General features: G+C 64.1%; 19 protein-coding genes and 1 riboswitch. Of the genes, 10 read left to right on the forward strand and 9 right to left on the reverse strand.

Annotation, left to right across the window (positions count from 1 at the left end; translation table 11 throughout):
• Positions 1–34: 34 nt before the first annotated feature.
• Entirely contained in the window at positions 35–988 is a 954-nt protein-coding gene (gshB, locus tag ACODSK_RS04330) for a glutathione synthase (protein ID WP_489014119.1), read from the reverse strand.
• Positions 989–1,192: 204 nt separating this feature from the next.
• Between gshB and pilG the strand changes: the two genes are divergently transcribed.
• The 6 genes from pilG (at position 1,193) to ACODSK_RS04360 (ending at position 10,486) form a co-directional block, all read left to right on the forward strand.
• Positions 1,193–1,603: a twitching motility response regulator PilG gene (gene pilG / locus ACODSK_RS04335; protein ID WP_489014120.1), complete on the forward strand. Its 411-nt coding sequence runs from the start codon at positions 1,193–1,195 to the stop codon at positions 1,601–1,603.
• Positions 1,604–1,646: 43 nt separating this feature from the next.
• Positions 1,647–2,012 carry a twitching motility response regulator PilH gene (gene pilH, locus ACODSK_RS04340; RefSeq protein ID WP_489014121.1) on the forward strand — a complete coding sequence of 122 codons (366 nt, stop codon included), beginning with the start codon at positions 1,647–1,649 and terminating at the stop codon, positions 2,010–2,012.
• An 11-nt stretch (positions 2,013–2,023) separates the two neighbouring features.
• A complete protein-coding gene (locus tag ACODSK_RS04345; RefSeq protein WP_489014287.1) occupies positions 2,024–2,563 on the forward strand; it encodes a chemotaxis protein CheW in 540 nt (179 codons plus the stop codon).
• Positions 2,564–2,638: 75 nt separating this feature from the next.
• Positions 2,639–4,660, forward strand: a complete 2,022-nt coding sequence (locus ACODSK_RS04350) for a methyl-accepting chemotaxis protein (protein WP_489014288.1) — start codon at positions 2,639–2,641, stop codon at positions 4,658–4,660.
• 116 nt (positions 4,661–4,776) lie between these two features.
• Positions 4,777–10,035 (forward strand): Hpt domain-containing protein, encoded by a 5,259-nt coding sequence (locus tag ACODSK_RS04355; RefSeq protein ID WP_489014122.1) that lies wholly within the window; start codon positions 4,777–4,779, stop codon positions 10,033–10,035.
• Positions 10,028–10,486, forward strand: a complete 459-nt coding sequence (locus ACODSK_RS04360) for a chemotaxis protein CheW (RefSeq protein ID WP_489014123.1) — start codon at positions 10,028–10,030, stop codon at positions 10,484–10,486. Before ACODSK_RS04355 ends, ACODSK_RS04360 begins: the two co-directional genes overlap by 8 nt.
• Here ACODSK_RS04360 and ACODSK_RS04365 read toward each other — a convergent pair.
• From ACODSK_RS04365 to ACODSK_RS04380, 4 genes are all read right to left on the reverse strand, one after another.
• Entirely contained in the window at positions 10,483–11,202 is a 720-nt protein-coding gene (locus ACODSK_RS04365) for a 16S rRNA (uracil(1498)-N(3))-methyltransferase (RefSeq protein WP_489014124.1), read from the reverse strand. The genes ACODSK_RS04360 and ACODSK_RS04365 overlap by 4 nt on opposite strands.
• A 139-nt stretch (positions 11,203–11,341) precedes the next feature.
• Complete coding sequence (locus ACODSK_RS04370) at positions 11,342–12,748, reverse strand: adenosylmethionine--8-amino-7-oxononanoate transaminase (RefSeq protein ID WP_489014125.1); 1,407 nt, start codon at positions 12,746–12,748, stop codon at positions 11,342–11,344.
• A gap of 62 nt (positions 12,749–12,810) precedes the next feature.
• Complete coding sequence (locus tag ACODSK_RS04375) at positions 12,811–13,248, reverse strand: hypothetical protein (protein WP_489014126.1); 438 nt, start codon at positions 13,246–13,248, stop codon at positions 12,811–12,813.
• 274 nt (positions 13,249–13,522) lie between these two features.
• On the reverse strand, positions 13,523–14,089 hold the full coding sequence (locus ACODSK_RS04380) for a hypothetical protein (protein WP_489014128.1): 567 nt from the start codon (positions 14,087–14,089) through the stop codon (positions 13,523–13,525).
• 331 nt (positions 14,090–14,420) lie between these two features.
• Between ACODSK_RS04380 and ACODSK_RS04385 the strand changes: the two genes are divergently transcribed.
• The 3 genes from ACODSK_RS04385 to ACODSK_RS04395 all read left to right on the forward strand — a co-directional run bounded on the left by ACODSK_RS04385 (position 14,421) and on the right by ACODSK_RS04395 (position 17,649).
• Complete coding sequence (locus tag ACODSK_RS04385; protein ID WP_489014129.1) at positions 14,421–16,202, forward strand: flavin monoamine oxidase family protein; 1,782 nt, start codon at positions 14,421–14,423, stop codon at positions 16,200–16,202.
• 285 nt (positions 16,203–16,487) lie between these two features.
• Entirely contained in the window at positions 16,488–17,039 is a 552-nt protein-coding gene (locus tag ACODSK_RS04390; protein ID WP_489014130.1) for a cytochrome b, read from the forward strand.
• Between the two features lie 31 nt (positions 17,040–17,070).
• The gene (locus ACODSK_RS04395; protein WP_489014131.1) at positions 17,071–17,649 is read left to right on the forward strand and encodes a YceI family protein; all 579 of its coding nucleotides are present in this window, start codon (positions 17,071–17,073) and stop codon (positions 17,647–17,649) included.
• A gap of 60 nt (positions 17,650–17,709) precedes the next feature.
• On the opposite strand, the gene rhlE2 is transcribed toward ACODSK_RS04395, so the two are convergent.
• The 4 genes from rhlE2 to ahcY form a co-directional block, all read right to left on the reverse strand.
• The gene (gene rhlE2, locus ACODSK_RS04400; RefSeq protein WP_489014132.1) at positions 17,710–19,632 is read right to left on the reverse strand and encodes an RNA helicase RhlE2; all 1,923 of its coding nucleotides are present in this window, start codon (positions 19,630–19,632) and stop codon (positions 17,710–17,712) included.
• 187 nt (positions 19,633–19,819) lie between these two features.
• Complete coding sequence (locus ACODSK_RS04405) at positions 19,820–20,605, reverse strand: substrate-binding periplasmic protein (RefSeq protein WP_489014133.1); 786 nt, start codon at positions 20,603–20,605, stop codon at positions 19,820–19,822.
• Between the two features lie 70 nt (positions 20,606–20,675).
• Positions 20,676–21,521, reverse strand: a complete 846-nt coding sequence (gene metF, locus ACODSK_RS04410) for a methylenetetrahydrofolate reductase [NAD(P)H] (protein WP_489014134.1) — start codon at positions 21,519–21,521, stop codon at positions 20,676–20,678.
• Between the two features lie 93 nt (positions 21,522–21,614).
• Positions 21,615–23,024, reverse strand: a complete 1,410-nt coding sequence (ahcY, locus tag ACODSK_RS04415) for an adenosylhomocysteinase (RefSeq protein WP_489014135.1) — start codon at positions 23,022–23,024, stop codon at positions 21,615–21,617.
• Positions 23,025–23,045: 21 nt separating this feature from the next.
• Positions 23,046–23,149: riboswitch (S-adenosyl-L-homocysteine riboswitch) on the reverse strand.
• 219 nt (positions 23,150–23,368) lie between these two features.
• Between ahcY and ACODSK_RS04420 the strand changes: the two genes are divergently transcribed.
• Positions 23,369–23,770 carry an acyl-CoA thioesterase gene (locus tag ACODSK_RS04420; RefSeq protein ID WP_489014136.1) on the forward strand — a complete coding sequence of 134 codons (402 nt, stop codon included), beginning with the start codon at positions 23,369–23,371 and terminating at the stop codon, positions 23,768–23,770.
• The last annotated feature ends 95 nt before the right edge of the window (positions 23,771–23,865 follow it).

Consider the following 23,865-nt stretch of genomic DNA (forward strand, 5'->3'; position numbering starts at 1 on the left):
TAACCCACTCCGCAGGCTTTCCTCTTGTCGTCGGTCAGCGTGCCTGCAACTTGCGATCGATGGCGTCCATCAACAGCCCGCCGATATTGGTGTTGTAGGCCGCATCGATCTCGCGGATGCAGGTCGGGCTGGTGACGTTGATTTCCGTCAGGTGCTCGCCGATCACGTCGAGGCCGACGAACAGCAGGCCCTTCTCGCGCAGGGTCGGGCCGACCTGGGCGGCGATCCAGCGGTCGCGCTCGGTCAGTGGGCGGGCTTCGCCACGGCCGCCGGCGGCCAGGTTGCCGCGGGTTTCGCCGCTGGCCGGGATGCGCGCCAGGCAGTAGTCCACCGGCTCGCCGTCGATCATCAGGATGCGCTTGTCGCCGTCCTTGATCGCCGGCAGGTAGGCCTGGCCCATGATCTGCTGGGTACCGTGCAGGGTCAGGGTTTCGAGGATCACCGAGAGGTTCGGGTCGCCGATGCGGTGGCGGAAGATCGAGGCGCCACCCATGCCGTCCAGCGGCTTGAGGATCACATCGCCGTGCTTGGCGGCGAATTCACGCAGGATGTCCGGGCGGCGGCTGACCACGGTGGGCGGGGTGCACTGCGGGAACAGGGTGGCGAACAGCTTCTCGTTGCAGTCGCGCAGGCTCTGCGGGCGGTTGACCACCAGCACGCCGGCAGCTTCGGCCTGCTCCAGCAGGTAGGTGCTGTAGACGAATTCCATGTCGAACGGCGGATCCTTGCGCATCAGGATCACGTGCAGGTCGCTCAGCGGTGCGTCCTGTTCGGCGCCCAGTTCGAACCAGCGGGCCGGGTCGGCGAAGACTTTCAGCGGGCGCATGCGGCCGCGGGCCACGCCTTCGTTCTGGTAGAGGTCCTGCTGTTCCAGGTAGAACAGCTCCCAGCCACGTTCCTGGGCGGCCAGCAGCATGGCCAGCGAGCTGTCCTTCTTGTAGGAGATGGACGCGATGGGGTCCATGACGATGCCGAGGCGAACGCTCATCGGGTAAATCCTCTCGGCGGCGCGAGGCCGCGGTGGTTCCAAAGAAAAGTGGCTCAGGGTGGCGCTCGCGACGCTGGCGGTCAAGGGAAAAACGCGCACCGGCCCAGGCCCGGCGTGGCTCGATGGAATGCACCCCTTGAGTGTGCTAAAAATGCGGGGCAGGTGGCCGGCATGGCGCTATCCGACAGCAATGGTAGAGCGAATATGGTTCAGCCCGACGCGGCATTGACAGTGATGGTGATCGACGACTCCAAGACGATCCGTCGCACCGCCGAGATGCTGCTCGCCGAAGCGGGATGCGAGGTGATCACGGCCATCGACGGTTTCGATGCCCTGGCCAAGATCGTCGACCACCGCCCCGGCATCATCTTCGTCGATGTCCTGATGCCGCGCCTGGACGGTTACCAGACCTGCGCCCTGGTCAAGCACAACAGTGCGTTCAAGGACACCCCGGTGATCATGCTGTCGTCCCGTGACGGCCTGTTCGACAAGGCCCGCGGGCGGATCGTCGGCTGTGATCAGTTCCTGACCAAACCGTTCAGCAAGGAAGAACTGCTGGAAGCCATCCGCGCCCATGTGCCGGGCTTCACGGCGGAAGAACAACACGCACCCTGACGCCAGCGTCCAACGCTGGCTTCTTTCCTTATTGGGGAACAGCATGGCCCGAATTCTAATCGTCGACGACTCGCCGACCGAAACCTACAAGTTCACCGAAATGCTGGAAAAGCACGGGCACCAGGTGCTCAAGGCGAGCAATGGCGCCGACGGCGTGGCCCTCGCGGTGCAGGAAAAGCCCGATGCCGTGCTGATGGACATCGTCATGCCCGGCATGAACGGCTTCCAGGCCACCCGCCAGTTGAGCAAGGACCCGGCGACCAAGGACATCCCGGTGATCATCGTCACCACCAAGGACCAGGAAACCGACAAGGTCTGGGGCACCCGCCAGGGCGCCAAGAGCTACCTGGTCAAACCGGTGGAAGAGGATGACCTGGTGCGGGTGCTCGACAGCGTCCTGACCGCTTGACCCGCGCCACCATGGGCGAGTCGCTGACGGCATTCGAGCTGCTGCTGGACATCGACCGGCGCTGCCGCCTGCTGGCCGCCGATCTGCCCTTGCAGGAAACCCGCCTGCAAACCTGGAGCGGTATCGGCTTTCGCCTGGGCGAGCACTGTTTCGTCGCGCCCATGGGCGAGGTTGCCGAAGTCCTCACCGCGCCGCGCCTGAGCCGCATTCCCGGGGTCAAGCCGTGGGTGGCCGGGGTCACCAACCTGCGCGGGCAACTGCTGCCGGTCACCGACCTCGGCGGTTTTCTCGGCCTTGAGGCGACCCTGACCCGCAAGCAGCGCCGGGTCCTGGTGGTGGACCATGACGAACTATTCACCGGCTTGCTGGTGGACGAAGTGCTCGGCCTGCAGCATTTCGCCCTCGATGGCCTCGAACTGTCGCCGCCGTCGCCCCTATTGGGCAGCGCCGCACCCTATATCCAGGGCCACTTCCAGCGTGAGCACTGCTGGGGGATTTTCAGCCCGTTCGCCCTGGCCCAGGCCCCGGGCTTCGTCGATGTCGCGCTGTAGTAAAGGAACGCCAGACCCGTGAGCCAGCCCAAGCCCGCCAGTTCAATCCCTCCCGGTGCAATCCGCGCCAGTGCAATGAAAGGCTCGCGCAGCAGCGCGCAGATTGCCGCGCTGTTCGTCGTGCTGATCCTCTCGATCATCCTGCTGTTCGCCAACTTCGCCTACCTCAACACCCAGGCCAACCACGACAAGCAGTACATCGGTCACGCCGGCGAGCTGCGCGTGCTGTCCCAGCGCATTGCCAAGAACGCCACCGAGGCGGCCTCCGGCAAGGCTGTGGCCTTCCGCCTGCTGAGCGAAGCGCGCAACGACTTCGAGCAGCGCTGGAGCTTCCTCAAGAAGGGCGACCCGAACACCGGCCTGCCGCCTGCGCCCGCCGCAGTGCGCAACGAGATGGATGCGGTGCAGCGCGACTGGGAGACCCTGCGCAAGAACACCGACGTGATCCTGTCCAGCGAGCAGACCGTGCTGTCGCTGCACCAGGTCGCCGCAACCCTGGCCGAAACCGTGCCGCAGTTGCAGGTCGAGTACGAGAAGGTGGTCGAGATCCTCCTGCAAAGCGGTGCTCCGGCGGCCCAGGTGGCGGTGGCCCAGCGCCAGGCGCTGCTGGCCGAGCGCATTCTCGGCTCGGTCAACACCGTGCTGGCCGGCGACGATGCCTCGGTCCAGGCCGCCGATGCCTTTGGCCGCGACGCCAACCGCTTCGGCCAGGTGCTGGAAGGCATGCTCGGCGGCAATCCGGCGATCCAGGTGACCCGCGTCGAAGACCCCGATGCCCGCGCCCGCCTGGGCGAAATCGCCGAGCTGTTCCAGTTCGTCGCCGGCTCGGTGGATGAAATCCTTGAAACTTCGCCCGAGCTGTTCCGCGTTCGCGAGGCCGCCGGGACCATCTTCAGCCTGTCGCAGACCCTGCTCGACGAAGCCTCGCGCCTGGCCAACGGCTTCGAAAACCTTGCCAGCGGGCGCACCCTGGATACCGTCGGCGGCTACGTGCTGGGCCTGCTGGCGCTGGCCTCGATCATCCTCATCGGCTCGGTGATGGTCCGCGAAACCCACCGCCAGCTCAGCGAAACCGCACAGAAGAACGAGCGCAACCAGCAGGCGATCATGCGCCTGCTCGACGAGATCGAGGACCTCGCCGACGGCGACCTCACCGTCACCGCCTCGGTCACCGAGGACTTCACCGGGGCCATCGCCGACTCCATCAACTACTCCATCGACCAGTTGCGCGACCTGGTAGCGACCATCAACCTCAGCGCCGAGGAAGTCGCCGCCGCCGTGCAGGACACGCAGAACACCGCGCACCTGCTGGCCAAGGCCTCCGAGCACCAGGCCCAGCAGATCGCCGATGCGTCGATGGCGGTGGGTGACATGGCCGAGTCCATCGACCGCGTGTCCAATCACGCCTACGAGTCGGCCAAGGTCGCCGAGCGTTCGGTGGCCATCGCCAACAAGGGCAACGAGGTGGTGCACAACACCATCCACGGCATGGACAACATTCGCGAACAGATCCAGGACACCGCCAAGCGGATCAAGCGCCTGGGCGAGTCTTCCCAGGAGATCGGCGATATCGTCAACCTGATCGACGACATTGCCGACCAGACCAACATCCTTGCCCTCAACGCGGCGATTCAGGCCTCGATGGCCGGCGAGGCCGGGCGTGGTTTCGCCGTGGTCGCCGACGAAGTCCAGCGCCTGGCCGAGCGTTCCTCTTCGGCGACGCGGCAGATCGAAGCACTGGTGCGGGCGATCCAGGTCGACACCAACGAAGCGGTCATTTCCATGGAGCAGACTACTGCCGAAGTGGTGCGCGGGGCGCGCCTGGCGCAGGATGCCGGGGTGGCCCTGGCCGAGATCGAGGGTGTGTCGCAGACCCTGGCCGAGCTGATCCTGAGCATCTCCGACGCGGCGCAGTTGCAGACTTCGTCTGCCGGGCAGATCTCCCACACCATGGCGATCATCCAGCAGATCACCTCGCAGACCTCGTCCGGCTCCACCGCCACCGCCGAAAGCATCGGCAACCTGGCGCGCATGGCCAGCGAGATGCGCCGCTCGGTGTCGGGCTTTACCTTGCCGGCGGCCCCGGAGTCACGCTGACCCTGTGGGAGCTGGCTTGCCAGCGATTGCAATGGTGAATTCACTGCAGTAATCGCTGGCAAGCCAGCTCCCACAAGGTCCGCGCACAATCAATGAGTTACGTGTTGGAAGTAGACATGGCTGAACGGCATGATTTCGTCGCCCTGGCCTGGGTCAAGGAGCCGATCGAAGAGAGCCTGGCCCAGGCACGCCAGGCCCTGGAGCAGTTCGCCAACGGCGAAGGCCACGGGCTGGGCGCCTGCGTCGATGCCCTGCATCAGGTGTGGGGCTGTCTGGATGTGCTCGAATTCAAGGGTGCGGCGCTGCTCGCCCAGGAGATGGAACTGCTCGCCCGTGCCTTTGACGAGGGCCGGGTCTCGGCCCATGGCCCGTTGTTCCGGGCGCTGAGCCAACTGCCGCTGTACCTGGAGCGCCTGCGCGGCGCCCGTCGCGACCTGCCGTTGCTGGCCCTGCCGCTGCTCAATCAACTGCGCGCCGCTCGTGGAGCCGAGGCACTGGCCGAAAGTGCGCTGGGCGTTCTCCCGCCCGCCGCCGGCGAGGGTTTCGAACTGTCCCTCGATGCCCTGCAAGGCCGCCTGCCCGACCGTGACGCGATGCGCTCGGTGGTGGCGGCGTTGAGTGAAGACCTGCTGCGCATCAAGGAGCGCGTCGACCAGCGGGTGCGCGACGACGAGCAATCCCTCGAACCGCTGCTAGCGCCGTTGCGGCATATCGCCGACACCCTCGCCGTGCTCGGCTTCAACCAGCCTAGGCGGGTGATCCTCGACCAGGTCGCGGTGCTGCAGGCCATGGTCAATAGCCGGGAAGAACCGCAGGAAGCCGCGCTGCAGGACGTCTCCGGTGCCTTGCAGTACGCCGAGGCGACCCTGAGCGGCATGGTCGGTGCCATCGAGGCCCCCGGCCAGAACCCGCCCACCGGCACCGATATCAACGAGATCCGCCAGCTTGTGCTGGATGAGGCTCATGGCGTGCTGTTGCAGGCCCGCGACCTGATCGCCGATTGCCTTGAAGCCGGCTGGGACCGGGTGCGCCTGCAACCCCTGCCGGACCTGCTCGGGCAGATCCGCGGGGCGCTGGCCATGCTGATGCTGCCGCAGCCTGCGGCAGTGGTGCAGCGCTGCACCGATTACCTCGAAGCCCACGTGCTCCAGGCCAACACCCTGCCGGGCAGCGTGGAGCTGGACCTGCTGGCCGACGTCATCAGCAGCCTCGAATGCTACTTGCAGGCCCTGAGCATCGACTTGCAGGCCGAGGTCGAACCGCTGCTCAACCGCGCTCGTCGCGCCCTGGCCTCGCTGGGCTTCCCGGTGCTGGCGCGGCCGCTGCATGTGCCGTCGGTGAACATCGCCGCGCCGGAGCCGGTGGACGACGAACTGCGCGAGGTCTTTCTCGAAGAAGCCGAGGAAGTGCTGGGGCAGATGGACGAGCAATGGCTGCGCTGGCGCGGCGAAGGCCATCCGCGCGAGGCGCTGATCGAGCTGCGCCGCGGTTTTCATACCCTCAAGGGCAGCGGGCGCATGGTCCGCGCCACCGTTCTGGCCGAGCTGGCCTGGGCCGGCGAACACCTGCTCAACCGCATGCTCGAAGGTCGGGTCGGCAGCGGCGCCGAGGTGCTCAAGGCGATCGGCCAGGCCATGACCCTGATGACGCCGCTGGTCGACGAATTCGCCACCGGCGAAGTACACGCCCATGCCCATGTCGAGCATCTGGCCAGCCACCTGCACGCACTGGCGATGAACGACGCCGAGGCCGATGGCGGTAACGCCGATGCCCTCGACCCGCAACTGCTGGAGATCTTCCGCAACGAAGCGCAGACCCACCTGGCCAGCCTCGATGCTTTCCTGGCCAATGCCGAGGTCTACCTGCCGGCGCCGGTCAGCGACGATCTGCAACGCGCCCTGCACACCCTGAAGGGCAGCGCGGCGATGGCCGGGGTCACGCCGATCGCCGAGTTGGCCACTGCCCTGGACTTGCTGGCCCGCGAGTTCAAGGCCCACCAGGTCGGGTTCGATCTCGACGAGATCTACCTGCTGCAAACTGCCGAACCGCTGCTGCGCCGTGGCCTGGAGCAACTGGCGAGCACGCCGCTGGCGCCGATCAAGGGCGCCGATATCCTGATCGAGCAGGTCGACCAGGTGGTCAGCGCCCGTCTCCAGGCCTTGCTGGAGTCACCGGACCAGAGCCTGCGGGTCAAGCGCGATCCGCAATTGATCGCCAGTTTCCTCGAACAGGGCATGGACATCCTGCTCGACGCCGAATCCCTGTTGCTGCGCTGGCAGGAGCACCCCGGCGAGCGCCATGAGCTGAATTCCCTGCTGGATGAACTGACCACCCTCGGGCAAAGCGCCCATCTGGCCAATCTGTGGCAGGTCGACGAGCTGTGCGAGGCGCTGCTGGACCTGTATGGCGCGGTGGAGGAGAGCAGCCTGGTCGCCGATGCGCGCTTCTTCGAGGAGGCGCAGCAGGCCCATGAAGCGCTGATCAACATGCTCGACCAGATCGCCGCCGGGCAGGAGGTCGAGCCTTGCCCGGAACGTCTGTTGGCCTTGCGCGAATTGCTGGAGACGGGGCTCGACCCGAGTGCCATGGGGCTGGTGCGCCGCCACGATGACGGTGCTTCGAGCATCGCCGAACTGGGCGATGTCACCCGTGAACTGGCCGGGCAGGAAGTGGATCCCGAAATGGTGGCGATCTTCCTCGAAGAGGCCATCGACGTGCTCGACAGCGCCGACCAGGCCCTCAGGCGCTGGCTCGACGACTCCGACAGCATGTCCGCGCTGTCTTCGCTGCAACGCGACCTGCATACCCTCAAGGGCGGTGCGCGGATGGCCGGCATTGGTGCACTGGATGTGCTCGCCCATGAACTGGAACTGCTTTACGAAGGCCTGGTGGACCGCCGCTACAGCCCTTCGCTGGAACTGGCCAGCCTGTTGCGCGGCAGCCATGCACTGCTGGCCCGGTTGCTGGCGCAACTGAGCCAGGGCCAGGCCCTGGAGTCGGTGGTGGAGGCCCTCGCTGCCCTGCGCGAGTTCCGCCACCATGCCCAACCGCCGGGCAATGCCGGCAAGGCCGAGCAGCCGGCCCAGGACGGCGACAAGGAACTGTTGGAGATCTTCCTCGAAGAAGGGGTGGACATCGTTGAAAGCGCCGCCGCCGCGCTGACCCGCTGGCAGGCCGACCCTCGCAACAGCGTCGAGGTGGAAAACCTGCTGCGCGACCTGCACACCCTCAAGGGTGGCGCGCGCATGGTGGAGATCGCCCCGATCGGCGACCTCGCCCACGAACTGGAATTCCTCTACGAACACCTCGCCGCCGGGCAACTGCAACCCAGCCCGGCGCTGTTCAGCCTGTTGCAGAACTGCCACGACCGCCTCGCCCACATGCTTGACGCGGTGCGCCTGCAACAGCCGCTGCATGCGGCCACGGCGCTGATCGACTACATCCGCAACTTCAGCAGCGCTGCGCTCAGCGACAGTGCCGCCGCCACGCCGGCCGAAGCGCCCCAGGAAGCCCCGGCACCGGCCCCGGAGCGCGCGGCGCTGGACATGGTCAAGGTCAATGCCGAATTGCTCGACGACCTCGGCAACCAGGCGGCGGAAACCTCGATCCTGCGCGGGCGCCTGGAGCAGCAGATCAACGACGCCCAGATCGCTCTCAACGAGATGGAAACCACCCTGGAGCGCATGCGTGACCAGTTGCGCCGCCTTGATACCGAAACCCAGGGCGGCCTGCTCAGTCGCTTGCAGGCCGATGGCGATGCCTACGAGGACTTCGACCCGCTCGAGATGGACCGCCATTCGCAACTGCAACAGCTGTCCCGGGCGCTGTCGGAATCGGCTTCCGACCTGCTCGACCTCAAGGAAACCCTGGCCGGGCGCACGCAGATGGCGCAGAGCCTGTTGTCGCAGCAGGCGCGGGTCAACAGCGAGTTGCAGGAAGGCCTGATGCGCACGCGCATGGTGCCGTTCGAACGGCTGGTGCCGCGCTTGCAGCGCGTCGTGCGGCAGACCGCCAGCGAGCTGGGCAAGCAGGTCGAACTGGTGGTCGGCAACGCCGAAGGCGAAATGGACCGCAGCGTCCTCGAACGCATGGTGGCGCCGCTGGAGCACATGCTGCGCAACGCCGTCGACCACGGCCTGGAAAGCCGCGAGGCGCGCCTGGCGGCGGGCAAGCCGGAGCAGGGCATGATCGCCCTCAATCTGCTGCATGAAGGCGCCGATATCGTCATCGAAATGTTCGACGACGGCGCGGGGGTGCCGCTGGAGGCGGTGCGCAACAAGGCGATCAAGCGCGGCCTGCTGGACCCGCGCAGCGAGCTCAGCGATCACGAGGTGATGCAGTTCATCCTCCAGCCGGGCTTTTCCACCGCCGAGAAGATCACCCAGATTTCCGGGCGCGGGCTGGGCATGGACGTGGTCCATGAAGAGGTCAAGCAACTGGGCGGCTCGATGGTCATCAGCTCGGTGCCGGGCAAGGGCGCGCGCTTCCTGATCCGCCTGCCGTTCACCGTGTCGGTCAACCGGGCGCTGATGGTGCATTGCGGCGAGGAACAGTACGCCGTGCCGCTGAATGCCATCGACGGCGTGGTGCGGGTACCGCCGGCGGAGCTGGAAGCCTGCTACCGCCTCGATCCGCCGCGCTACGAGTACGCCGGGCGACGCTACGAACTGCGTTATCTCGGCGAGCTGCTGCAGGGCGAGCGTCAGCCCAGGCTGCTTGGGCAAAGCCTGCCGCTGCCGGTGCTGCTGGTGCATGCCCACGACCAGCAATTTGCCGTGCAGGTGGACAGCCTCTCGGCCAGCCGCGAGATCGTGGTCAAGAGCCTCGGGCCGCAGTTTGCCGCGGTGCAGGGTCTGGCCGGGGCCACCTTGCTGGGCGATGGCCGGGTGGTGCTGATTCTCGATGTGCTGGCGCAGTTGCGCGGGCTGCACCTGCGGTTGGCGCAGCAGGCCGGTCGGACCGATCGGGAGGTCGTGGTGAGTGCCGGCAGTGGTCCGGCGCGGCCCTTGCTGGTGCTGGTGGTGGACGATTCGGTGACGGTGCGCAAGGTCACCGGGCGCCTGCTTGAGCGCCATGGCATGAACGTGTTGACCGCCAAGGACGGTGTCGATGCCATGGCCGTGCTGGCCGAGCACCGGCCCGACGTGTTGCTGCTGGATATCGAGATGCCGCGCATGGACGGCTTCGAGGTGGCGACCCAGGTGCGCCAGGATGCGCAACTGAAGAACCTGCCGATCATCATGATCACCTCGCGGACCGGGCAGAAGCACCGCGACCGCGCCATGGCCATCGGCGTCAACGACTACCTGGGCAAGCCGTACCAGGAGTCGGTGCTGCTGCAGAGCATTGCCCGCTGGAGTCATTCCCATGCTTGAACAAGGAGCCCGGAGCGGGCGCCGAACCAGCCTGACCGGGCTGTTGCTGCCCTTGAGCGACCGCAGCCTGGTGTTGCCCAACGTGGCGGTGGCCGAGCTGATCGGCTACCAGGCCTGCACCCCGGCCCCGGATCAGCCAGCCTGGCTGCTGGGCTGGATCGACTGGCGCAGTCAGCGCCTGCCATTGCTGAGTTTCGAGGCGGCCTGCGGTGGCCAGGTGCAGGTCGGCGAGCGGGCGCGGATCGTCGTGCTCAATGCCCTGGGCGGCACCTCGCGCAGCTTCTTCGCCCTGCTGGTGCAGGGCATTCCGCGCTCGTGCAAGCTGGACAGCCAGCTCAACTACGTCGATGTGCCGCTGGGCGAGTTCGAGCTGGCGGCGGTGCAGGTGGGCGAGCAGGTGGCCCGGGTGCCGGACCTGGTGGCCTTGGAAAAGCTCCTGCCTGAAACCTAGAAATCGCCCCACAGCTGCTGGGCCACGGCCAGCGCCACCACCGGTGCGGTTTCCGTGCGCAGCACCCGTGGGCCGAGGCGGGCAGAGTGGAAGCCGCTGGCCTTGGCCTGGTCCACTTCGGCGTCCGACAGCCCGCCTTCCGGGCCGATCAGAAAGGCCAGGCTGGCCGGGCGCTCGTGGCTGACCAGCGGCTCGGCCACCGGGTGCAGGACCAGTTTCAACTCCTCCTCGCTGGCGGCCAGCCATTCGGCCAGGGTCAGCGGCGGGTTGATCTGCGGAACGCTGGAGCGGCCGCATTGCTCGCAGGCGCTGATTGCCACCTGGCGCCAGTGGGCCAGGCGCTTGTCGGCGCGTTCGTCCTTCAGGCGCACTTCACAGCGCTCGCTGACGATCGGGGTGATCACGTTCACGCCCAGTTCGGTGGCTTTCTGGATCGCCCAGTCCATCCGCTCGCCGCGGGACAGGCCCTGGCCGAGGTGGATGTGCAGGGGCGATTCGGCCTGGCCGGGGAGGGCCTGGTCGAGGCTGACGCGCACGGTCTTCTTGCCGACTTCGAGCAACTGGCCGAGGTATTCCTGGCCGCTGCCGTCGAACAGCTGTACCGCATCGCCCGGCGCCATGCGCAGGACGCGGCCGATGTAGTGGGCCTGGGCTTCAGGCAGATCGTGCTCGCCGAGGCTCAGAGGGGCATCGATGAAAAAGCGGGAGAGTCTCATTGGGGGCTCGGCATGGGAAATGAGGTGTTGTTGATGGCCTCATCGCTGGCAAGCCAGCTCCCACAGGGATCGCGTGCACCGCTTGACCTGTGGGAGCTGGCTTGCCAGCGATAGGGCCCTCAAGATCGATGAAGGTCTATCAGCCCGGATCCCGAAAATCCGGGTGGAAATCAGCCGGCACCGCCACGCTGACCTTGTCCCGCGTGGCGATATCGATCCCTTCGCTGGCAACCTCGGCGAGGAAGTCGATCTGCTCCGGGGTGATCACATAAGGCGGCAGGAAATACACCACGCTGCCCAGCGGACGCAACAGCGCGCCACGGGTCAGGGCATGCTCGAAGACCTTCAGGCCACGACGCTCCTGCCACGGATAGGCGGTCTTGCTCGCCTTGTCCTGGACCATCTCGATCGCCAGGGCCATGCCGGTCTGGCGTACTTCGGCCACGTGAGGGTGATCGACCAGATGCGCCGTGGCACTGGCCATGCGCTGGCTCAGGGCCTTGTTGGCCTCGATCACGTTGTCCTGCTCGAAGATGTCCAGGGTCGCCAGCGCCGCCGCACAGGCCAGCGGGTTGCCGGTGTAGCTGTGGGAGTGGAGGAAGGCGCGCAGGGTCGGGTAGTCGTCGTAGAAGGCGCCGTACACCTCGTTGGTGGTCAGGCAAGCGGCCAGCGGCAGGTAACCGCCGGTCAGGGCCTTGGACAGGCAGAGGAAGTCCGGGCGGATACCGGCCTGCTCGCAGGCGAACATCGTCCCTGTGCGGCCGAAGCCCACGGCGATCTCGTCATGGATCAGGTGCACCTGGTAGCGGTCGCAGGCTTCGCGCAGCAGCTTGAGGTATACCGGGTGGTACATGCGCATGCCGCCGGCGCCCTGGATCAGCGGCTCGACGATCACCGCAGCGATGCTCTCGTGGTGCTCGGCGAGGGTCTGTTCCATGGCGGCGAACATGGTCCGCGAGTGCTCCTCCCAGCTCACGCCCTCGGGGCGCAGGTAGCAGTCCGGGCTCGGTACCTTGAAGGTGTCCAGCAACAGCGCCTTGTAGGTCTCGGTGAACAGCGGCACGTCACCCACCGACATCGCCGCGATGGTTTCGCCGTGGTAGCTGTTGCTCAGGGTGACGAAGCGCTTCTTCTCCGGGCGGCCCTTGTTCAGCCAGTAGTGGAAGCTCATCTTCAGCGCCACTTCGATGCACGATGAGCCGTTGTCGGCGTAGAACACCCGGTCCAGGCCGTCCGGGGTGATCTTGACCAGGCGTTCGGACAGCTCGATCACCGGCTGGTGGCTGAAGCCGGCGAGGATCACGTGCTCCAGTTGATCGACCTGGTCCTTGATGCGCTGGTTGATCCGCGGGTTGGCATGGCCGAACACGTTGACCCACCAGGAACTCACCGCGTCGAGGTAACGCTTGCCCTCGAAGTCCTCGAGCCAGACGCCTTCGCCGCGCTTGATCGGGATCAGCGGCAGCTGCTCGTGGTCTTTCATCTGGGTGCAGGGATGCCACAGGACCTTGAGGTCGCGGTCCATCCACTGTCGATTGAGGCCCATGGGCTTTACTCCTGGCTTGCGCGGGTTCGGGAAACCCGCACAAGCCTAAGCAAGGCCAGGGGTCAGGGCAACTCTATCCAACTGATCTGACCGATATGCAGGGTGCCGATCAGGAGGTTTTTCAGCACTAGGTGGGTGCATATCTCGCATGGGTAAAGATCGTCACGGATCTGCTCAAAAGCTGGGTAGGCTTGCAGGCCGGATGAAAAACCCAGCGCATTGTAGAAAAACTCGAGGCCGAAGCATTTTTCGTTGTAGGTCAGTTCGTCGACGCGCAAGCCAGTTGTGCGGGTATCGTCCAGGGTGAAGTCGACCAATTGGTAGTAGAGAATTCCGAACTTAATGATTTTCTTGGGGAACGTAACTTTCACATGGGCGGCATCCCCTACTACCAGCTCCGTTTTTCCGAAACGCTTTCGCTCTTCTTCATTTCCCGGATTTTTCCCGGATGCCTCCCTGAATCCCGAAGGCATGCGCAAGCGCTCCTTGCCTTTTTCCACGCGGGGATCGTTTGGCAAGTTCTCTTGCCTCTTCTTTATATAGGGATCTATTGGCAGGAGTTCGATAACAGGCCCGAAGGCAGCGTGTGTGGTTCTCCCTCTTTGAGGATTGTGGGCATCTTGATGGACGAGAAGTTCTCTGTGATTCGCTCCATTGCTGAGTCTCCATGATCTGCCGTCGAGCGCTGAAGTGACGTTTTTCCGGATCGACGGGCATACGCCTTGCCTTCTGGTTGTAGCTCCATACGAATGGGGGGAGGGCAAGGGGCTGTTTCTACAAGTTATCCCATTTGATCGAGTCGATATGCAGGCTGCCGAATTTTGGCGGTGCGAATATCAATTGGATGAATGGATGCTCTTCGAAAATGCCCCAGCGAATTCCGTCATAGGCTGTTTCGACAACCATGTTGGTTATCTGCTGTCTTGCAGCAGGGAGGCCGATGACACTGCACTGAAAGCCTTGGTCCTGCTTGCTGATTTGATCGCGTGTCTTGTTGTCTTCCTTGCTGTCTGCCTCTGTATAGTTTTCGATTTGATAATAATTGTAGAAAAAGTTTTTCGCGCCCTTGGGGAATAGCAAGGAAACGTCATTGAAATCACCAATGACCAGCTCGTTTTTTCCAAAGATTTCCTCGGCTGTCGGGATCCCGGAATTCCAAAGCCTCGATCGCATGACCCCGCAGGGCTCGACAACGCCTTTGGCAGGACCGAAATGAGTGACGCGCGGATTTGCCACGATTACCAGGCCGGAGGGCATCGTGTATTTCTTGCCAGGCTCGAAGGTCATCAGTTCCACGTTTTCGAAGTTTTCGATGTGGTCCCATTTGTTAGTGCTGTACATAGTTTATCTCCTGAACGTAGTCGGATTAAACTCAGGCATTTTTCGGTAACTGCATCACGAAATAAGTTTTCTTAAGTCAGGAAGTACTTTTTATTGAGGCTGCCGTTTATAGTGCTCCCGATATATATCCTTGGAAGTGCCGGTTGGTATTGTCGGCACGTATCTGAATGCTCTTCCCTGTCTTCGAACTTGTCTACTGACAAAAATATCAGGTACCCCTAGGGTTTCATCAGTCTGAACTGGCGGCTATTCGGGCTGTGACGTATCCTTCAGCTCATATTCTTCCGGGATTTTTCCCGGTTTTTTCTGCCTTTGATCCGGAGTTCGACGAATGTCTGCTGGTTGGCTGCGCGGTTGCGCGCTGGTGTTTATCGGGTTGTTCAGCGCGGGGGCGATGGCGGCGGGCAAGGCCCCGACGGCCATCGTGGTCGGCGGCGGCCTGGCGGGTCTGACCGCAGCCTACGAGCTGCAGAACAAGGGTTGGCAAGTGACTTTGCTGGAGGCCAAGTCCGGTATCGGCGGTCGCTCCGGCCTGGCTACCAGCGAGTGGATCGGCAACAGCAAGGCGCAGCCGGTGCTCAACCAGTACCTGGACGCCTTCAAGCTCACCACCCTGCCGGCACCGGAGTTCGTTCGTACCCCGGGCTATCTGATCGATGGCGACTATTTCAGCGCTGCCGACCTGACCACCAAGCAGCCGGCCACCGCCGAGGCGCTGAAGCGCTACGAAAAGACCCTTGATGACCTTGCCGCGTCGATCAGCGACCCGGAAAACCCGGCGGCCAACAGCACCTTGTTCGCCCTCGACCAGATGAACGTCTCGGCCTGGCTGGACAAGCTGCAACTGCCAGCCACCGCTCGGCAGTTGGTCAACCAGCAGATCCGTACTCGCTACGATGAACCTTCGCGCCTGTCGCTGCTGTATTTCGCCCAGCAGAGCCGGGTCTACCGCGGGGTCAATGACCGTGACCTGCGTGCCGCGCGCCTGCCAGGTGGCAGCCCGGTGCTGGCCCAGGCCTTCGTCAAGCAGTTGAAGACCATCAAGACCAGCTCACCGGTCACCGCCATCAGCCAGGACAAGGACGGCGTCACCGTCAAGGTCGGTGCCGTTGGTTACCAGGCCGACTACCTGGTGCTGGCGGTTCCGCTGCGGGCGTTGGCCAAAATCCAGTTGACCCCGGCGCTGGACAACCAGCATCAGGCGGCACTCAAGGGCACCAACTACGGCTGGCGCGACCAGTTGATGCTGAAATTCAAGAACCCTGTCTGGGAAAGCAAGGCGCGCATGTCCGGCGAGATCTATAGCAACGCCGGCCTCGGCATGCTGTGGATCGAGCCGGCGCTGAAAGGTGGCGCCAACGTGGTGATCAACCTCTCCGGCGACAACGCGCGGGTGATGCAGGCCTTCGGTGACAAGCAGATGGTCGACCAGGTGCTGATCCGTCTGCACGCCTTCTATCCACAGGCCCGCGGCGCATTCAGCGGCTACGAGATCCGCCGCTACAGCACCGATGCCGGTACCGGTGGTTCCTACCTGGCCTATGGCCCGGGGCAGATCAGCAAGTACTGGCGTCTGTGGGAGCGCCCGGTACAACGCATCGCCTTCGCTGGCGAGCACACCGACGCCCTCTATCCCGGCACCCTGGAAGGCGCACTGCGTAGCGGCAAGCGTGCTGCAGGGCAGGTGGAGGACCTGGCGGCGGGCAAGTCGTTCGACCCGGTCAAGTCGGTTGCCGCGACGGCTGCGGCAGGCACGGCTGCAGCGGCGGCAGTGGCAGCTAAGAAAGACGACGGCAAGCCGGGCTTCTTCTCGCGGCTGTTCGGGGGTGGTGATGAAAAGCCTGCGGCCGAGACTGCCAAGGCGACCGAGACTGCCGTAGCGCCGGCCCCTGCTCCAGCACCTGCGGCACCCGCTCCGGCGCCTGCCCCGGTGGTTAAGGAAGAACCGGCCAAGGCCGCTGCTCCGGCAGCCAAACCGACCCCGGCGAAGAAGGCCGAGAGCAAGCCGGCTCCGGCGAAAAAGACCACCACCCATGCCCCGGTCCAGAAGACCGAGGCCAAGGCCGCTCCGGTGAAAAAACCGGCGACCAACAGCCAGGCCAAGGCGAACTGAAGACCATCATCGCTGGCAAGCCAGCTCCCACAGGTTGGGCATGCACCGAACCTGTGGGAGCCGGCCTTGCCGGCGATGAGGCCATCAGCCGCACCACGGAATTCCAGCCCCTTCGCATTCCCCCGCAACCCCGTCTACAGTCTTTCCCCCGGTGTTAATGTTTCCTTAACGCCCTTTCTGCACACTAAACATCGATTTTTCTGATAGTAAAAAGCGATATTTTTCGCTTTTTATCGATAAATAACCGGTTAGTCTTGGCAGCAATTCTTACGGGGAATCCGGCAAATGCAGATTCGCAATTCATCTTCTCGCTACGGCCTGCTCAGTATCGTCCTGCACTGGGGTATCGCCCTGGCAGTGTTCGGTCTGTTCGGCCTGGGGCTCTGGATGGTCGGCCTGGACTACTACAGCAGCTGGCGCCATACCGCGCCGGAATTGCACAAGGGCATCGGCCTGACCGTGCTGGCGCTGATGCTGCTGCGGGTGATCTGGCGCTTCGTCAGCCCGCCGCCGCCGGCTCCGGCCAATCACGGCGCGTTGACCCGGGTTGCCGCCAAGGCCGGGCATCTGCTGCTGTATGTCGGTCTGTTCGCTGTTTTGATCGCCGGTTACCTGATCTCTACCGCCGATGGCGCGGGGATCCCGGTATTCGGTCTGTTCGAAGTGCCTGCACTGATTTCCGGCCTGCCCGATCAGGCTGATATCGCCGGCGTGGTTCACCTTTATCTGGCCTGGGGACTGGTGGTATTCGCTGTCCTGCACGGGCTGGCCGCTCTGAAACACCACTTTATCGACCGTGATGCGACCCTGACGCGCATGCTGGGCCGCAAGGCTTGATGTTCAACCTCCACTCAAAGGAATCGAAAGTATGTTGAAAAAGACTTTTGCCGCTCTGGCACTGGGTACCGCTCTGCTCTCGGCTGGCCAGGCCATGGCTGCCGACTACAAGATCGACAAGGAAGGCCAGCACGCATTCGTCGACTGGAAGATCAGCCACCTGGGCTACAGCTTCATCCACGGTACCTTCAAGGACTTCGACGGCGCCTTCTCCTGGGATGCTGCCAAGCCTGAAGCGAGCAAGATCAGCGTTGACCTGAAGACCGCCAGCGTCTGGTCCAACCACGCCGAGCGTGACAAGCACATCGCCAGCGCCGACTTCCTCGACGTGAAGAAATACCCGGACGCCAAGTTCGTTTCCACCGCGGTGAAATCCACCGGTGAGAAAACCGCTGACGTCACCGGCGACCTGACCCTGCATGGCGTGACCAAGCCGGTCACCTTCAAGGCCACGTTCAACGGCGAAGGCAAGGATCCATGGGGCGGCGAGCGTGCCGGCTTCAACGCCACCACCACCCTGAACCTGAATGACTTCGGCATCAAAGGCCCAGGCCCGGCTTCCCAGACCCTGGACCTGGACATCTCGGTCGAAGGCGTGAAGCAGAAGTAATTTCTGCCCCGCCAACAAAAACGCCGCCCTTGAGGGCGGCGTTTTTGTTTGTGCAGGAACTCAGCGATTGCGGGTCAGCAGCGCCGGTTTCTCGCCCCGTGGGCGGCTTGGCAGTTGCTCCAGCTGTTCCATGGACGGGAAGCGATCGATCTTCGATTCCTTGTGCATGATCTTCGGCTGGTTCTGCTGCGGCTGGCCTTCACGCGGGCTGCGTACCGCCGGTTCCTGACGATCGTCGCGGGCCGGACGGCGGTTGCGGTTGTTGCTGCCATCGCGACGTGCCTGGCCGTCACGACCGCCGGCACCGCCACCGTTGCGCGAACCGCCGCGTTTCTCGCCATTGGCACCACCACCAGCGCCACCGCTGCGCTGCTGGCCGGAGCCACCACCGTTGCTGCGTGGCTGACCGCCGCGAGCCTGGCCACCGCCATTGCCGGCACCCGCCTGGGCGCCTGGACGGCGGTTACGGCCTTGGCCGCCTTTGTTCTGGTACGGACTGACGTAGTCGGCACGGTTGCCGAAGTTGTCCACATCGTCATCCAGGAACTCTTCCGGATCACGATCTACCGGAGCCGCCGGAGCACCTTGCTGGGCGTTCTGCTGCTGGCGCGGCTTCTTGTCCCGTGGCTTGCGCTGTTCCTGGCGGCCGCCGGCGGATTTCTCCCCAGCCTTTTCGCCGGACGGCTTGGCGTCCTTGTTGCTGTCTTTCTCTTTGCCCTTGTCCTTGCCCTTGTCCTTGCGGCCACCGGCATTGCTGCCGTCGGCACGCTGGCCACGGCGCTGGTTGTTCTGCGGACGCGGTTCGCGCACTTCCGGCTTTTCAGCCTCGACAGCGGCGAAGTCGAAGCCCATCAGGTCGCCATCCGGGATCTTCTGGCGAGTGACGCGCTCGATGCTCTTGAGCAGTTTTTCTTCATCCGGGGCAACCAGCGAGATGGCCTCGCCGGAGCGGCCCGCACGACCGGTACGGCCGATGCGGTGGACGTAGTCTTCCTCGACATTCGGCAGCTCGAAGTTGACGACGTGAGGTAACTGGTCGATATCCAGGCCGCGGGCGGCGATATCGGTGGCGACCATGATCCGCACGGCGCCGGACTTGAAGTCGGCCAGGGCCTTGGTGCGGGCGTTCTGGCTCTTGTTGCCGTGGATCGCGGCGGCGGTCAGGCCGTGCTTTTCCAGGTACTCGGCAAGGCGGTTGGCGCCGTGCTTGGTCCGGGTGAAGACCAGCACCTGCTCCCAGGCGCCCTGGGTGATCAGGTGGGCGAGCAGGGCACGCTTGTGGCTGGCCGGCAGGCGATACACGCGCTGCTCGATGCGCTCCACCGTGGTGTTCGGCGGGGTGACTTCGATGCGCTCGGGGTTGTGCAGCAGCTTGTCGGCGAGGTCGGTGATGTCCTTGGAGAAGGTCGCCGAGAACAGCAGGTTCTGGCGTTTGGCCGGGAGGCGCGAGAGGACCTTCTTCACATCATGGATGAAGCCCATGTCGAGCATGCGGTCGGCTTCGTCCAGCACCAGGATCTCGACGTGGCTCAGGTCGACGCTGCCCTGGCCGGCCAGGTCGAGCAGGCGACCCGGGCAGGCGACCAGCACGTCAACGCCGCGGGCCATGGCCTGGATCTGCGGGTTCATGCCGACGCCGCCGAAGATGCAGGCGCTGACGAATTTCAGGTCACGGGCGTAGATCTTGAAGCTGTCGTGGACCTGGGCGGCCAGTTCGCGGGTCGGGGTCAGGACCAGTACCCGCGGCTGGCGCGGGCCGTGGCGCTGCGACTTGTCCGGGTGGCCACCGGGGAACAGGCGCTCAAGGATCGGCAGGGCGAAACCACCGGTTTTACCAGTACCTGTCTGTGCCGCGACCATCAGATCGCGACCTTGCAACACGGCGGGAATGGCCCGCTGTTGCACCGGAGTAGGCTGGGTGTAGCCCGCAGCCTCGATAGCGCGGACTAGAGCCTCGGAGAGACCGAGGGAAGCAAAGGACATGAGAAATCCTGTTCTAGTAAGGGCTGTGCCCGATGGGATGATCTTGCCTGGCGCGAGGGGCATCGGCTGGATGCTGTCGCGTCCGGTCCTGCTGGTCTGGGGGCGCATCCGGGAGGTCGGGATGCCGTTCTTCAGGGCCAGCGTCCGGGCGTAAGCCTGGCGGAAAGGCCCGAGTATAACAGAGCAATCAGGGAGTGCTGCGTTCCTGCTGCTCAACGGTTTCTGTAAATGGCGCCGCTACATGACCGTAGCGGGCCTGCAGTTCGGCGTAGGCCGGTTCCTGCTTGAAGCGCCGCAGTTCGGCGGCGAAGCGCTGGGCCAGCAGGTCCATCCCGGCATTGCGGCGTACAGCCAGGTACTGTTTCTGTCGGCTGATCACCAGCGGCAGCTCGCTGATGCGGTCTTGCAGGCCGAGCTGATCGAGCATGTAGCGGCCGACGCGGCGGTCGGTGACCAGCAGGTCGATGCGTCCACGCAGGAGCTTGCCGAAGTTGGCCTCCTGGGTTGGCGCGGCCTCGCGGCGGAACAGGGTCGACTGCAGGAAGTCAGGGCCGTAGTCGTAGCCGGCGGAGGTGCCCACGGTCAGGTCCTTGAGGTCGTCCAGCGATTCGACATCGTGGGGCCGGTCATTGGCCTGGAACAGTACGAACTCGACCACCGACAGCGGTTCGCTGGGGTAGTACAGCTGAGCGCTGCGCACTTCGTTCTGGAAGATATCGATCACGCCGTCGGCCAGGCCCTGCTCGACCATCAGCATGCAGCGTTTCCACGGCATGAACTCCCAGCGCACATCCACGCCCAGTCGCCTGAAGATCTCGGCGGTGACCTCGTAGTCGATACCCTTGGCCTCGCCGTTTTCCTCATAGACATAGGGTGCCCAGGGATCACTGACGATACGCAGCTGTTCGGCACGGGCCAGCAGGCTCATGCAGCTCAACAGCAGGACGGTCAGCAGGCGGACGAATGTGGGCATTGGCGGGCGGGCCGGAGGGGAGAAAAGAAGGCGATGGTGCCACAACGCGCGGACACCATCGCCATCTGGATCAACGTGGCAGCTTGAGGTTGTTCCAGATCGCCAGGCTAGGTTCGGCCTGGTTCAGGGTGTAGAAGTGCAGGCCCGGTGCGCCGCCTTGCAGCAGTTGCTCGCACATCTGGGTGATGACTTCTTCACCGAAGGCCTGGATGCTCTTGACATCATCGCCATAGGCTTCCAGCTGCTTGCGGATCCAGCGCGGGATCTCGGCGCCGCAGGCGTCGGAGAAGCGCGCCAGCTTGCTGTAGTTGGTGATCGGCATGATCCCCGGTACCACCGGGATCTTCACGCCCAGCTTCTGCACGCGCTCGACGAAGTAGAAGTAGCTTTCGGCGTTGAAGAAGTACTGGGTGATGGCGCTGTCGGCGCCGGCGTTGGCCTTGCGCACGAAGTTCGCCAGGTCGTCCTCGAAGTTGCGTGCCTGCGGATGCATCTCCGGGTAGGCGGCGATTTCGATATGGAACTGGTCGGCGGTTTCCTCGCGGATGAACTCCACCAGCTCGTTGGCGTAGCGCAGCTCGCCGCTGGCCATGCCCATGCCCGATGGCAGGTCACCACGCAGGGCGACGATGCGCTTGATGCCGGCAGCCTTGTACTGGGCCAGCAGCGTGCGCAGCTCGGCCTTGCTGTCGCCGACGCAGGACAGGTGCGGCGCGGCAGGGACTTTCACTTCGCTTTCCAGCTGCAGCACGGTGTTCAGGGTGCGGTCGCGGGTCGAACCGCCGGCCCCGTAGGTGCAGGAGAAGAAATCCGGGTTGTAGCCGGCCAGCGTGCGAGCGGTGGCAAGCAGTTTTTCATGTCCAGCGTCGGTCTTGGTCGGGAAGAACTCGAAGCTGTAACGGCGTTCCTGAGTCATTTCGAAGGTTCCTTCAGCGTCGGATTGCACACCGCAAAGCGCCGGCAGGCCCCGTAAAAACGGTACCTGCCGGCGGCTGCGGTCGCTGGCTTATCAGTAGCGATAGGCGTGCGGCTTGAACGGACCTTCGACAGCCACGCCGATGTACTCGGCCTGCTTCGGCGTCAGTTGGGTGATCACGCCGCCGAAGCCGCGGACCATTTCCAGGGCCACTTCTTCGTCGAGCTTCTTCGGCAGTACTTCGACGGTCAGGCGCTCGGCCTTCTGCTCGGCGCTCAGGTTGGCGAACTTCTGTGCGTACAGGAAGATCTGTGCCAGCACCTGGTTGGCGAACGAGCCGTCCATGATCCGGCTTGGGTGACCGGTGGCGTTGCCCAGGTTCACCAGGCGGCCTTCGGCCAGCAGGATCAGGTAGTCATCGTTCTGCGGATCGAAGTCGCCGTGGCCGGTACGGTGGATCTTGTGTACCTGCGGCTTGACCTCTTCCCATGCCCAGTTCTTGCGCATGAAGGCGGTGTCGATCTCGTTGTCGAAGTGACCGATGTTGCAGACCACGGCGCGTTTTTTCAGCGCTTTCAGCATGTTGGCGTCGCAGACGTTGACGTTGCCGGTGGTGGTGACGATCAGGTCGATCTTGCCCAGCAGGGCCGCGTCGATGCTGGCTTCGGTACCGTCGTTGATACCGTCCTTGAACGGCGAAACCACTTCGAAACCGTCCATGCAGGCCTGCATGGCGCAGATCGGGTCGACTTCGGTGACCTTGACGATCATGCCTTCCTGACGCAGCGACTGGGCCGAGCCCTTGCCCACGTCACCGTAGCCGATCACCAGGGCCTGCTTGCCCGACAGCAGGTGGTCGGTACCACGCTTGATGGCATCGTTCAGGCTGTGACGGCAGCCGTACTTGTTGTCGTTCTTGCTCTTGGTGACCGAGTCGTTGACGTTGATCGCCGGGATCTTCAGCTCGCCCTTGGCCAGCATGTCCAGCAGGCGGTGCACGCCGGTGGTGGTTTCTTCGGTGACGCCGTGGATCTTGTCCAGCATCGCCGGGTATTTCTTGTGCAGGATTTCGGTCAGGTCACCGCCGTCGTCGAGGACCATGTTGGCGTCCCATGGCTGACCGTCCTTGAGGATGGTCTGCTCGATGCACCACTCGTATTCCTGCTCGGTTTCACCTTTCCAGGCGAACACCGGGATACCGGCGGCGGCGATGGCGGCGGCGGCCTGGTCCTGGGTGGAGAAGATGTTGCAGGACGACCAGCGAACCTCGGCACCCAGGGCAACCAGGGTTTCGATCAGCACGGCGGTCTGGATGGTCATGTGGATGCAGCCGAGGATTTTCGCGCCTTTCAGCGGCTGCTCATCCTGGTACTTGCGGCGCAGGCCCATCAGCGCAGGCATTTCCGACTCGGCGATGATGACTTCCTTGCGGCCCCAATCGGCCAGGGAGATATCGGCGACTTTGAAATCGGTAAAACCTGCAGGCGTGTTTACAGCGCTCATTGAGAGCCTCCATTCGTAGTGTGCGAATGGGCGCCGTTGTGCGTTGAGCGTCCGCGCTATTGCCTGCGGACAACGCCCCTGCCGAGCCTGACAGGATCGAACCTGCTGCAGCGCCCCTCGGCCGGGTGGCGGGAGCGACGACCGCTGGGGGTCATCGCCGGATAAAAACGCGGGGATTATAGCCGGGCTTTTGTGTCGGCCCAAGGACAAAAGCGCGGGCGGCGATCTCCGACTGGCGAATGGTCGTACAAACGCCATGGTCAGCCTTGTTACAAATGCAGCTAACATGTACTGGCAGGGCCCCGGTGGCCCTTCCTTGACATGCCAGGCCGGTAGGAGCACGCATGAATTTCCACACCCGCAAGTGGGTAAAACCCGAAGACCTCAACCCCAACGGCACCCTGTTCGGCGGCAGCCTGCTGCGCTGGATCGACGAGGAGGCGGCGATCTACGCGATCGTCCAGCTGGGCAACCAGCGTGTGGTGACCAAGTACATTTCCGAGATCAACTTCGTCAGCGCCTCGCGCCAGGGCGACATCATCGAACTGGGCATCACTGCCACCGAGTTCGGTCGCACCTCCATCACCCTCAAGTGTGAAGTGCGCAACAAGATCACCCGCAAGGCCGTGCTCACCGTCGAGCGCATGGTCTTCGTCAACCTGGGCGAAGATGGCCAGCCGGCAGCGCACGGGCGCACCGAGATCAAGTACATCCAGGACCAGTTCCCGGATAGCGCTGTCGAGTGACCATGAGGGCCCTATCGCCGGCAACGCCGGCTCCCACAGGTATCGCGTACACCGCTGAACCTTGTGGGAGCCGGCCGGGCGGCGATCCGATTGCC

The organism is Pseudomonas sp. FG98, assembly GCF_057808595.1.